Annotated in this window: 10 protein-coding genes; 1 reads left to right on the forward strand and 9 read right to left on the reverse strand. The window is 59.9% G+C overall.

Annotation, left to right across the window (positions count from 1 at the left end; all coding sequences use genetic code 11):
• Positions 1–77: 77 nt before the first annotated feature.
• Genes KJ970_07805 through KJ970_07820 form a run of 4 tightly spaced genes read right to left on the reverse strand, consistent with a single transcriptional unit; the run spans position 78 to position 6,793 of the window.
• Entirely contained in the window at positions 78–1,169 is a 1,092-nt protein-coding gene (locus KJ970_07805) for a class I SAM-dependent methyltransferase (protein MBU2690820.1), read from the reverse strand.
• Positions 1,166–4,360 carry an efflux RND transporter permease subunit gene (locus KJ970_07810; GenBank protein ID MBU2690821.1) on the reverse strand — a complete coding sequence of 1,065 codons (3,195 nt, stop codon included), beginning with the start codon at positions 4,358–4,360 and terminating at the stop codon, positions 1,166–1,168. Before KJ970_07810 ends, KJ970_07805 begins: the two co-directional genes overlap by 4 nt.
• Positions 4,357–5,484, reverse strand: a complete 1,128-nt coding sequence (locus KJ970_07815; protein ID MBU2690822.1) for an efflux RND transporter periplasmic adaptor subunit — start codon at positions 5,482–5,484, stop codon at positions 4,357–4,359. The genes KJ970_07810 and KJ970_07815 overlap by 4 nt, the downstream gene beginning before the upstream one ends.
• On the reverse strand, positions 5,477–6,793 hold the full coding sequence (locus KJ970_07820) for a TolC family protein (protein MBU2690823.1): 1,317 nt from the start codon (positions 6,791–6,793) through the stop codon (positions 5,477–5,479). Before KJ970_07820 ends, KJ970_07815 begins: the two co-directional genes overlap by 8 nt.
• 194 nt (positions 6,794–6,987) lie before the next feature.
• Here KJ970_07820 and KJ970_07825 point away from each other — a divergent pair, with 194 nt between their 5' ends.
• Entirely contained in the window at positions 6,988–7,848 is an 861-nt protein-coding gene (locus KJ970_07825; protein ID MBU2690824.1) for an RluA family pseudouridine synthase, read from the forward strand.
• Positions 7,849–7,953: 105 nt separating this feature from the next.
• Here the strand turns inward: KJ970_07825 and KJ970_07830 are convergent, their stop codons facing one another.
• The 5 genes from KJ970_07830 to KJ970_07850 form a co-directional block, all read right to left on the reverse strand.
• Complete coding sequence (locus tag KJ970_07830) at positions 7,954–8,436, reverse strand: hypothetical protein (protein ID MBU2690825.1); 483 nt, start codon at positions 8,434–8,436, stop codon at positions 7,954–7,956.
• 43 nt (positions 8,437–8,479) lie between these two features.
• Positions 8,480–9,877, reverse strand: coding sequence for a T9SS type A sorting domain-containing protein (locus KJ970_07835; protein MBU2690826.1), 1,398 nt, complete (start codon positions 9,875–9,877; stop codon positions 8,480–8,482).
• An 8-nt stretch (positions 9,878–9,885) separates the two neighbouring features.
• A complete protein-coding gene (locus KJ970_07840; protein MBU2690827.1) occupies positions 9,886–10,809 on the reverse strand; it encodes a hypothetical protein in 924 nt (307 codons plus the stop codon).
• A 91-nt stretch (positions 10,810–10,900) separates the two neighbouring features.
• Positions 10,901–11,389: a hypothetical protein gene (locus tag KJ970_07845; protein ID MBU2690828.1), complete on the reverse strand. Its 489-nt coding sequence runs from the start codon at positions 11,387–11,389 to the stop codon at positions 10,901–10,903.
• A 141-nt stretch (positions 11,390–11,530) separates the two neighbouring features.
• The coding region (locus tag KJ970_07850) for an ATP-binding protein (protein ID MBU2690829.1) at positions 11,531–12,068 on the reverse strand (538 nt) is incomplete at its 5' end.

A 12,068-nucleotide genomic window follows, 5' to 3' on the forward strand; every position in this document is an offset into this window, starting at 1 on the left:
CCGTCATGACAGAATAATCCATCCGGCTGCATAGTCAGTCCATCCGGCTGCAGATTCCGTACGATCCATTTGCAGCCTCATGGTTCTCTTCGTAAGACGAATAAATTCCAGGCCCACCGCTCTTTCAAGACGGATTTAAGAGCTTCGTCTAATTCATTGGCATACTTCATCAGCCACCTTGGGTAGAATATTGTCTCAAAGGAACGAGGTTTGTAATTCCATCCGGCCAAAGCGGCGCCCTTGCGAACGATCGGCTCTTGAAATAATCTTATGGGAACACCAAACAAGCCCTGCCACATATCATTGACGAAAAAACCGATTCCCATTTCATGCGCATCGACAACAAATCCCTTTCCCGAAAAGAATCGTTTCCACTCGCGCGGCGTTTTGAAATTCACATGCGGCCCGCCGGATGTATCCATCACGCCGTTGCGTCGTCTTCTATTATTCTCCATCCTCCAATATCTTTCAAAAAGCGTCACGCGGTTCGGAACCGTGACGAACATCATCCCATCGGCCGTCAATCGATCCCGCAATAATTCAACCGTGTCATCCAGTGCGTGGACATGCTCAAGCACATCGAACGCCAGGATCAGATCGTATTCCCGGCCTGATTGATTGCTCCGCCATTCGCGCGCGTCATGCATGACGGGCTTGCTTTTCAGGCTTGACCAATCATATTGATCATAACTCAGTTTCAATTGTTCAACATCTAGATCCACGGCATCCACATGAATTCCAAGGCTTGCAAGATGATACGATTCCCGCAGGCACCCGGCCCCGAAATCGAGTGCTTTCACCGGTTTTTCCGGCGGGAGCGTCAATTTATTCAGCGCCTTGTCAAAGACATCCCATCGATATTGAACATTTCTGGTATTGCATCCTATTATCTTTGACACATCATTGGTTCTATCGAATGGAATATTCGATGCGCCTTCATCATGTTGAACATATAAGTTACAAGCATCGCCCGGGTCCGGCCGGCCCGCCTTGCTGTTGTAGGATAATTTTCCGGAGTGCCGTCTAATAAGATATACAATAAACAGCGGAATAATGAAGAGGCACAACATCAAAATCCACAGCGCCAAGGCAACGGCCAGCGTTGGGATGAACGCCGATAAGACCAGTAAACGGGTTCCGGTGGAAAGCCTGCCTCTTGGGCGGTTCACCGGATCTCGGATCCCGACGGCGCCTCCCCGCCGGTCCGCCGCCGTCCGGTGAGCCAGCTCCCGAGCCGCTCCGCCGCTTTGTTAATGATAAGGTAGGCGCTCGGGACGACGAAAAGGGTCAGCAGGGTCGACATCGAGAGCCCCCCGACCACGGCGATGGCCAGCGGGCGCATCAGCTCGGAACCCTGGCCGATTCCCAGCGCCAGCGGAGACATTCCGCAGAGCGTTGTGATGGTCGTCATGAGGATGGGCCGGAGGCGCACCGCGCCCGCCTCCACTACCGCTTGCTCCCGCGTCAGCCCGCGCTCCCGCCGTCCCCGCTCCGTATACTCCACCAGAAGGATCGCATTGTTGACGACAATTCCCGCAAGGAGAATCACCCCGAGCAAGACCGGGGCGCTGAGCGGTGTTCCGGTCACCCGAAGAATCCCTCCCACACCGACCAACGACATCGGGATCGCGATCAGGATGACGAGGGGATTGACCATGCTTTCGTACTGCACCGCCATGACAACAAAGACAAGGAAGACAGCCAGCAGCACCACGATGGTCAGCTGCCGGTTATTCTCACGAATTGATTCTTCCTCTCCCCCTACAAGAACGGCGATGCCATCCGGAAGCCTCAGCTCAGCTAGTCTGGCGCGGATCTCATTGTTCACCTCACCCACACTCGCCACTTCGGAGATCACATCTCCCGTCAGCCGCAGCACACGGTTCTGGTTTTCCCGAAGGATCGTCGTGGGTCCCAGCGTGTTGCGCACGGTGGCGATATCGCGAAGGTAGACCGGCGCATCTCCCTCCCGTCCGGGGAAAAGAGCGATGGAGCCCAGCTCCTCAGAACTCGTGAACCGTTCGCGGGGGAACATGACGCGCAGGTCGTATTCCTGGTTGGAGGAGGTAAACTGCGTCGCCACGGTGCCGTCCAGCGCCGTGCGGATGGTTTGGCCGACGGCGGCGACACTCAAACCGAGATAGGAGGCCCGTTCCCGGTCCAATTCGATCGACAACTCCGGGCTTGCCTCTTCCGCCGACGGCTCAAGGTTCTCGAGCCCGGGAACATCCCTCAGGAGAAGCATGATCTCGTCGCCGATCTGCTGCAGCTCTACCAGATCATCCCCCTGAATATCGAGGGAAACGGCCGAGCCCGACGTGGAGGTCCGCAGCCCGCGGATGCGGGGAGGACGAACAAAGATGCGGGCGCCCGGAAATCCCCGCTCGTTGATCTTCGCCTGCAGAGCTCGGACCCAGCTGTCGGCGCTCCCGCCGCGTTCCGACTTCGGCGCCAGGATGACATCGATGGATCCGCTCCCGGATCGCTCACTCGTAGACCCGCCCCACAGGAAACCGCCGGCCGTTGCGAAGACGCCGCGGACATCGGGCATCCCGGCAATGAGACCTTCCACCTCGATGGTCACCCGGTTCGTCTCCTGGGCGGAGGCGCCGGGGGGAAGGGTGATTCTGACACTCACATTGCCGTCATCAACCTGCGGAAGAAACTCGGTGGGAAGCCCCCTCGTCCAGAAAAAGATGCCCGCCAAAGCCGCCGCCGCACCGAACAGGACAGCCCAGCGCCACCGGATCACAAGTACCGGCGCCACCCGGCGGTATCCCAGGCGCAGCCGATTCACCGTGCGGTCGAAGCCCGCGACCAGCTTCCACCGGGACAACCCGCTCGAGAACCGGACCTTCGCAAGTTGAGCGGATAACATGGGGACAACGGTGAGCGCCACCAGCAGCGAGGCCAGGATCGCGAACGAAATCGTGAGAATCAGCTCCCTGAAAATGAGCGCCGCGAGCCCGCTGATGAGCAGGAACGGCACGACCGCGGCGAGATTCGTTGCGGTCGAGGCCACGACGGCGCTTTGGACCTCCGCGGCGCCGACGTGCGCCGCATCCTCGGGATCCTTGTTGCCCCCCTCGTAGTGGCGGAAGATATTCTCGAGCATCACAATGGAATTATCGATCAAGAGGCCCACGCCGAGGGCGAGCCCTCCAAGGGTCATAATGTTCAAGGTCAGCTTGCCCAATCCCATCATTGTGAAAGTCGCCAGAACCGCGATGGGGATGGCCAGGCCGATAATAAAGGTCTTGCGCAGCGATCCGAGGAAAAGCAGCACGATGAACATGGCGAGGCCCGCGCCAATCAGGGCGGCGTTGCGCACCGCGCCGACCGAGCTGCTGATAAAGTCGGCCTGATTCTGGATCGTCTGAAACTGAATGTCGCCCGGAATGAACCCGGCGCCCGCCAAGCGCGAGAGCCGTTCATCCACCTGATCGGCCACCGCCATCGTATTGGCGTTCGGCTGTTTCCTGATGGAGACCTTGACGGCCGGGAGCCCGTCCAACCGGGCCCACAGCCGCTGTTCCCGATGCGTATCCTGCACCAGCGCGATCTCCGACAGGGGGATCCGTCCACCCTCGGCGACAGGCAGAAGCACAGACTCCACATCTTTCACATTCCGGAATTTCCCCGCGGTTTTGCCGACGACCTCGCGGCTGGGGCTGGACACCCGGCCCGCCGCCACGTCCTGGTTCGCTGCGCGGATCGCTTCGATGACCTGCGAGACGGTCAGCCCGTAGGATCGAAGACGTTCCTGGTCCAGGATCACCTGGATCTCGCGAACGAGCCCCCCGGCAACGTCCACCGACGCGATCCCCTCAACGGTCAGCAGCTGCGGTCGCAGGCGGTACTCAACCCAGTCGCGCAGATTCACCAGGCTGCGGCTCGACGAGGAAAACGCCACCTCGTAGACGGGCATCTGCGATGGATCGAACTTGAAGATCATGGGAGGATCGGCTTCCTCCGGCAGATTCCCCCGCGCGCGGTCCAGATTCTTCGATGCATCTTGGAGCGCGAAATCGATGTTGGTGCCGTAGGAGAAGTGAAGGTTCACCCCCACGCGCCCTTCCTGAACCTCGGTCTCGAGCCGGACCAGATCCTCGGTTGTGGCGAGAGCGGCTTCGAGGGGTTTGGCCACCGTCTCCTCGAGAACCTCCGGCTCCACCCCGCGATCGTTCACCGACGCGCGGATTTGCGGATAAATGATGCTCGGCAGGAGATCGAGCGGAAGGCGGGCGAGGAAGAAAGTGCCCAGAACCAGGACGACCGATGTGAGCATGAGGATTCCCACGGGCCGCCGGATGGAGAAGCTGGAAAGACCCCTATGCTGTTGCTTTGAGCTTCCGTTCATCGACCCTTCTCCGACACCGCCGCGGCCGAATCCGGCTTTGCGACGCTGTTGCGGTCCACGATACGCACGTTCGCGCCGTCTTGCAGCGCATTGTTGCCGACGGTCACCACGACATCTCCCGGGGCAAGCCCCGAGGTAATCTCCACCCGGCCCTGCGACGTCAACCCGGTCGTCACAATCCGCCGGCGGGCCTTGCCCTCTTCAACAACGAAGACCGCCGCCGAGCCCGCGCCTCGCACCAGAGCCGATGCTGAAATCAGTAGAACATTTTCGCGGACGCCGAGCGCAAAGGTTGTCCGCGCCAGAAATCCGGGGCGCGCCAGGCGTGCGGTCTCCCCTTCCAGGGCGACCTCCACCGGAACAAGGCGGGTCGCGGGATCCGCGGCGGGGAAAATGCGCCGGATCCGTCCCTGAAAATGCCGATCCGGAATCGCGTCCAGGATGACCTCGAGTTCGTCACCGGCCTGAAGATCGACGACGTCCAGCTCCGAGATCTGCACGCGCACAACCATCGTACTGACATCCGCCAGTGTGAAGAGACGCGTCTGGGGCGCCACAATGTCACCCGCCTCGACATCCTTTTCTGTGACGACGCCCGTGATGGGGGCGTTCACGGTGGCAAACTCCAAGCGGGTGTGAAGCTGGTCGCGCTGAGCCTTGGCCGCCGAATAGGCGGTGCGTTCGCGTTCGTACTCGGGAAGGGTGATCACATTGCGATCCCGCAGCTGCTTGGCCCGCTCGAAAGCGGACTCGGTGACCTGGAAGGAGGCCTCCGCCGCGGCGAACTGGGCCTGAAGTTCACGGTCGTCCAGACGGGCCAGAAGATCGCCTCGCTGAACCTGGTTCCCTTCTTCGGCGTGAATAGAGAGAATCGCGCCGCTGAGCTGGCTGTTGACGCCGACGGTTCGAATCGGCTCAACGACGCCCGACACGGTCAATGAGCGGGCGATGGAGCCGGCCTCCACCGTGGCGACCTCGACGGATGCCGCTCGCGCGGGCCGGGAGGCGGACGAATTAGCAGCCTCGCCTTTCCCCCCGCAGCCCCAGGCCAGCGCGGCCAGTCCAAGACCGCCAGCAAGGATGGCGACACGGCCACGACACATCCGCATATTGAATTTACTCACGGGTTCGCACCTCTATCCTTTCACCAAGAACTACCTCGAGCCGCGCAACGGCCATGCCCAGCGCCTGGCGCGCGCGCACCACGGCGACCTCCGCTTCCGTGAGCGCCACCTGCGACGTCTGCAGTTCGAGGATGGTCGCCACGCCGATCTGGTAACGCTCTTCAAGAACCCGCAGATCTTCCAAGGCCAGCTCTCTGGCATGGTTGGCGATCTCAATCCCGCGCGCCACCGACGCGATCTCTCCGGTCGCCGATTCGACCGCGACCCGCACCGCCATCACCGCATCCCGCGCTTCGGCTTCCGCGAATCGTTCGCGGGCCGCCGCCCGTTGTACATTAGCCTCCCGCCCAAATCGGTCAAAAATGGGGAGGGATGCGGTAAGGCGAAGGTTCCAGCTCCTCTGGTCGGGAGGAAAATTGAAAGCAAACCAATCGTACCCGCCGCTCAATGTGGCGGATGGAAGATAGTCGGCGATTCCCGCCAGCCGTTCGGCCTGCCGGCCGCGGAGGGTCGCTTCCGCCGCGACGACCGATGGGGATGACCGGACCGCCTGTTCGATCAGACTCTCCGTCGGCGGCAAAACCGGCGCCTGCCCGGGGAGGGATGAGGAGACAGGGTGAATTTCGCCGGCCCTCCCGATCTGCCGGCCCAGCGCCAGCGCCGCCGTCCGCAGCATCAACTCCGCGTTGAGAACGCCGAGCTCCGCATTGTCGACTTCCAGCTGGGCCCGAAGCATGTCGGATGAGGTCGCCGTCCCCAAATCAAAGCGCGTCTCGGCGAAAGACAGCTGTTGGCGCGCCCGGTCGCGGCGTTGCTCCGCCAGCCGTTGGAGATCGGCGGAGGCGGCGGCATCGTAGAAAATCTCGGTGGTTCGGAGAATCGTTTGAAATGTCTGCAGACGATAGTCGGCGCCGGCGGCTTTGAGATTGGCCGCGGCGGCGCGGTTTTCCACAATCCGCCGGCCACCGGAAAATAGCTCGAGGCTGGCCGAGATCTGTGCGTTGTAGCTTTCGGAAACAAGCCGCCCCGTCGCCGTATCGACGCGCTGGTCGCTTGAGTTGGAGTACCCTGAACTCATGGTCAGCGATGGCAGCCACAGCCCGCGGGCCTCTAAAAGATCGGCGCTTGCCGATGAAACCGCTGCAGCGGCGCCCACCGTTGCGGGATCATTGTCCAGCGCCAGGCGGATCGCCTGCTCGAGATCAACTTCTTGCAGCGGCGCTTGCGCGCCGGCGGCGGAGAATACCGCTAACCCTGCGGTGACACCCGCGATAGCCAGAACGGCAGGAAAGAACCTTGGCTTTCTCACTCCACCCCCTTCGTCGCGGCCGGCCTCAGGGATTCACGAATTTTGACGGCCATTTGACCACAGTAATACAGCCGCGGGCCTTCTGTCATCCAGGGCAAGGAGTCTTCGATGGAAGAAAGCATACCGGCCCCGCGGCGGCGATGCTAAACTGAGGCCAAGCTCGCAAGCCGAACAGGGTTAGCAGAAGGGACGCCATGAAGTTCACTGTTCAAGAAGAAGGAACGCTCCTCGAACTGCTCTGCCGAAAGCTCCATCCGGCCTCCCGCACCACCGTCCGGAAATTGATTCAGCGGGGAGCGGTCACCCTGGATGGTGAAACCGTGACCCGGGGCGATGTGAGCGTGCTTCCTGAACAAACCGTCGAAATTCAAAAGCAACAGGGCGCCAGGACGAGCGGATCCACCTTTCCGATTCTCTACGAAGACGATCATGTGATTGCCGTGAACAAACCCGCGGGGCTGCTCTCCATCGCCACGGACAAAGAACGAACCAAGACTTTGTATAAGGGCCTTAATCAATATGTGCAACTCCGCTCCAAAGGGAGGGAGCGGATCTTTATCGTGCACCGCCTGGACCGGGAGGCCTCGGGGATCATGCTGTTTGCGAAAAGCCTGGAAGCGCAGGAGCGCCTGCAGCGCGGCTGGCCGGGAACGGAAAAACTCTACTGCGCCCTGGTGGAAGGCCGTCCGCCGCAAGCGGAAGGAACCATTCGCAACTGGCTCAGGGAGAATCGCGCCCACAAGGTCTATTCCTGCCCGGAGGGTCCTGAAGCGAAGCTCGCCGTTACACATTACCGGCGGATCAAGGTGCTGCCCAAACACACCCTGCTGGAGATCCGTTTGGAAACAGGGCGCAAGCATCAGATCCGCGTTCACCTCGCCGAGATGGGGTATCCGATCGTCGGGGACCGGCGCTACGGAGCGAACCAAAGCCCGATTCGTCGATTGGGGTTGTGCGCCTATTCCCTGGCCTTCGATCATCCTTTCAGCGGCCGGCGGGTGAAGCTGGTCATCCCCATATCCAAAGCGATGCGGGACTTTCGGGGCAAGCGGTAGCCCGCTTTATTCCGGCCGGCGGATGCGCAAGCCAGCCTCCGGATGTGCGCAGCCGGCCGGCGGATGCGCAAGCCGCTGTAGGCCTTTTTGTTTTAAAAGCTTTTTTTATAAGCTCTTTTTTAATAGCTCTTCCAATTGAAACTCATGCCGTATGGGATGCATGACGGCATGTTCAAGCATGGCGTCCACACAATACTTCACCTTCCAGCGGGATTCGTACTCCGGCCGGCCGAACTTGTCCTCGGGAACGCCGGCAAGGGGACTTTGCCAGCGCATCGCAAGATGATCGATATAGTCATTCGCCTCGGCTGCCATCGTATCCTTACCGGGCGCCGGTTCGATTCCCGGATCGGGAAGTTGCAGCACGTCGCACATCCACACCATGTAGCCTCTTGCACAAGCACATATATGAAGAAGCAGCGTCTCCAAGGACGCGTAGTCAGGATCCGCCGTGGCCGGAAGGGCCAGTCCCGCCCTTTTCGCGCGCTTCCACATTTCGAAGCAGCTGCGAAGGTGGTGATCGTGGAGTATAACCATGGCCCGCGCGCCCGCATAGAGATAGTCCGGAAGACCGTCTTTTACATTCATTTTTTTTATCCCTTCATTGAACGCATGGCTTTCCCGCCGATTCTCACTCCTTTGAATTTCCCAGCAGCACCAGCTTCCTGCTCTGAACGGATGCGCCGCTGCTCAGGCGAACAAAATAAACCCCAGCGGGCCGTCCCCGATGGTTCCAGATCAGATCATGGCGCCCGGCCGCCGCGTGATGGCGGATGGTTTTGTACAATCGCCGGCCCAGAGGGCTGAAAACCTCGAGCTGAACCCGACATGGCTCCGGGACCAAATAGAATAGATGCGCCTCCGCCGATCCCATGCTGGGGCTCGGCACGATCAGGGTGGGGCGCGCCCGGGATTCATCCGGCGCGCCGACGCTCGAACCCTCCACATTGATCCTCAGAAGCCAGATGTCCATATCGCCTGCGCCAAAGGCATCGGACCACCCCACCATGGCGTAGGCGCCATCCTGCGTCGGCCGGGCGCAGAAACCATGGTCGAAGCTTCCATCGCCCGCTCCATAATAACGCTCCCAGCAGAGATGGCCCTGTCCATCGATTCTGACCAGGTAATACTCGCCTTCATCCAGACCATAGGGATTGACGTAGCCGCCGACTAAAAAGCCCTGATCCAGGGTTGGGGAGATCGATAAAGCACAGCCGATCTCTCCGGTGCCGAAGCCGCAGCTCCACACGCTGTCGCCGGCGGCGTCCACTTTTAGTGTCGCAAAGAACAATCCCGTAATGACGAATCCATCGTCATCGGATTCGCAGAGCGCCCAGCCCTCATCGGGTTCCAGCACGCGGCCATAGGTTCGATTCCAAAGTTGTGTTCCATCTTCCGCCGTCCGAACAATGTGATAATCCCAGTCGCCGATTCCAGTGTAGGCCGATCCTCCCGTGACATACCCGCCGCCGCTGACCTCGGCCACGGAGAAGGCCACGCTATACTCGCCGCCGGGATAAGCGTTGCGCCACACGGCATCACCATCCGCATCGGTTTTGACAAGATAGCAATGGCCGCCGCGGCGCCCGGCAATGATATAGCCCCCGTCGGTGGTTGCCTGCACCGAATAGGCCTGCATCTCGTAATCACGCGTCCATAGCGAATCACCGGATGCATCCACTCGCAGCAGATTTCCGATCCCCTCGGTCATGCTGACGGCATAACCGCCGTCGGCGGTCTGCGTGACGCCTGTCGCAACATCGGTGCTCACGTCACCGTATGTGCGTGTCCACAGGGTATCCCCGCTCTCATCCGTCTTGATGAGATAGACATCCCACGAACCGACGGCGAAGGAGGAACCGTATCCCGCAATGATAAAGCCGCCGTCGGTGGTTTGTTCCATCGACTCGGCGTAGTCGTACCCGCCGCCGCCGAACGTCTGTGTCCATAGGATATCCTGGGCCGGGGCCGGGCCGGCCCCGGCGCAGGCGATTGAAATGAGAATCAAATATAGCGGGAAAGATCGCATGCGGCGCCTCATCTGACCAGCAGCATGCGCCGCGTCTCACTCTTTCCGTTCCAGTTCAGGCTGTAAAAATAAACACCGCCGGAAACGGCCTCCCCGGATTGGTTTGTGCCATCCCAGCAGACGCTATAGGTACCCGGACGTTGAGAGACATTCTGCAGCATGCGAACCAGGCGTCCGGTCACGTCGTGGATCGTCAGTATCAAAGGGCGGCCGCTTTCACCCGGAATATCGTATTCGATTCGAGTGAAGACAGTAAAAGGGTTGGGCGCATTTCGACCCGCCAGCAGCGTGGCCGGCGGATCGATCGGCTCGATTGCGCTGGGCTCGATGATGGTCTCGATCGTCAGTTTCGGAAAAGCAGCGCCCTCTGCCATCATCAACCCACCGAAGCTCCCGGCCCGTATTGTTAATCCGGCGAACGGCTCCTCGGCCTCGACAAGATCGATGACAAACGATGTTACGTCGAAGCTTATGACTTGTCCCACCCATGGATCCGGCGTTGCGATCACATCGAGAAGATTGCCGTCCGCCACTTGAAAATCAGACAATTCAGCGACGCCGTTCCCGACATATCCATCGACGGACAAGTTGTCTGGAATCTCCCCGTCAACACCCAGTCCAAAAACACCGACATCCGTGATCCTTATTTCGAATGTGGCGGCGCTGATAACCTCCCCGGGCGGAACGCTGAAAGTGGAGATGTCGAACTCGGCCATTGACCGGGCTTCACCTTCCGTTCCCAGCACTGCGTCGTTGAAAGTGGGATAGGGTCCGTTGTCGCCGACGCCGTCGAACGGCTCCGCGTCGATGACCTCGAAGTCCACGGGCGGATTTTCAATCGTGAAGTTCGAATCCGCCAGAGCCGCCGAGCCGCAGAAGACGAATGCGAGCGCCAGATATCCGATCGTTCGTATCATTTTGCGCGTCATCATAGTCCTCCTTATGACAATATTCCTTCGTGTGAATGAGAAATTTTCCGTCCCTGATGGGCACAAGGATTTTAACGCCTGATCGGGGTTTGGGTCAACCGCAGCTTTTTCCAGCTTGACCGGCCATCAGATCAAGATTTTCTTCGGTGGGCCTCCACATAACCATCCGATCCCCTTCTTGCTTTGCCGTCATATAGATAAAATTCAGATCGGGAGTGACCTGCTCAACGATCATCCAGGTCTTATGCTCGATGTTGAAATATCTGAACATCGTTCCATAATTGTAGACGCGCCCTTTATCGTCGTAGACCTTCCAGCTGTCTTGGAGCGCCCAGCCGCCGAGAATATATTCAATGGTCCAATCCACATGGATGATCAAGTCTCCTCCCTCGACATCTTTTGACGCAATTTCGACACGCCATGAACCGACCAGAAAATCGAACTGCGCGGTTTCCGGCGGGGCTGAGGGGTCGAGGGTCCCGAATTCATTATTCGCGTTGTCAGCGGCGCGGGCGCCGGCCAAAGGGAGCAAGAGGACCAAGGTCCACAGGCCGAAAAATAAAGCTGATCTGCGATTGTGCATGCTCGCCTCCAGAAAATGTTGGATCCTAAAATTCCATGGCGGAATTTCGGATTTTTGGGGGGGCGGATCCGCACTCCTTCGTCCGGCCCCATTCCCAATCCGCCTTGGAATATACCATGAAAGGCATCAGGGAACACGGACTTACTCCACGCGGTCAACCTGCCGGTACTGCAGCGCTTCCAGAATCGGCTCCGGTCCGATTGTTAAAGTTCGCGCGGCCTCAGACCCTCTCACCCCGGAGTCAGCGTTTGCGCCGGCGCCATCCCCATCCGCCAGATCCGCAATCGTCCGGGCGACCTTCAAGACGCGGTGATAGGCCCGCGCGCTCAGTCCCATCTTGCGAAAGGCTTTGCGCAGCGTGATCTGCCCCGCCCCATCCGGCCGGCACCAGCGGTTGATATCCTCGGGACACAGGGCGGCATTGCACAATGTCGGACCCTGCCGCTTCGCTTGAATCATGCGCGCTTTAACAACACGCCGGCGGATGTCGGCGCTCGTCTCGCCGCCGCCATGCCCTTCGAGATCCTCCAATGCGACGGAAGAGACATGCACATGCAGGTCGAAACGATCCATGAGGGGGCCGGAGATGCGGTTGAGGTAGCGGTGTTTCTGCCCTTCCGAGCAGCGGCACGGCTTCCGGCTTGAATCGCTGGAGCCGCTTTGTCCGCAAGGGCATCCC

The organism is Candidatus Eisenbacteria bacterium (genome assembly GCA_018831195.1).
Taxonomy (GTDB): Bacteria; Eisenbacteria; RBG-16-71-46; order CAIMUX01; family JAHJDP01; genus JAHJDP01.

What these genes read in the sequence shown, in the direction of transcription:
- KJ970_07810 (MBU2690821.1), bottom strand. Translation starts at nt 4,360, where the DNA reads ATGAACGGAAGCTCAAAGCAACAGCATAGGGGTCTTTCCAGCTTCTCC.
- KJ970_07825 (MBU2690824.1), top strand. Translation starts at nt 6,988, where the DNA reads ATGAAGTTCACTGTTCAAGAAGAAGGAACGCTCCTCGAACTGCTCTGC.
- KJ970_07830 (MBU2690825.1), bottom strand. Translation starts at nt 8,436, where the DNA reads ATGAATGTAAAAGACGGTCTTCCGGACTATCTCTATGCGGGCGCGCGG.
- KJ970_07835 (MBU2690826.1), bottom strand. Translation starts at nt 9,877, where the DNA reads ATGCGATCTTTCCCGCTATATTTGATTCTCATTTCAATCGCCTGCGCC.
- KJ970_07840 (MBU2690827.1), bottom strand. Translation starts at nt 10,809, where the DNA reads ATGATGACGCGCAAAATGATACGAACGATCGGATATCTGGCGCTCGCA.
- KJ970_07845 (MBU2690828.1), bottom strand. Translation starts at nt 11,389, where the DNA reads ATGCACAATCGCAGATCAGCTTTATTTTTCGGCCTGTGGACCTTGGTC.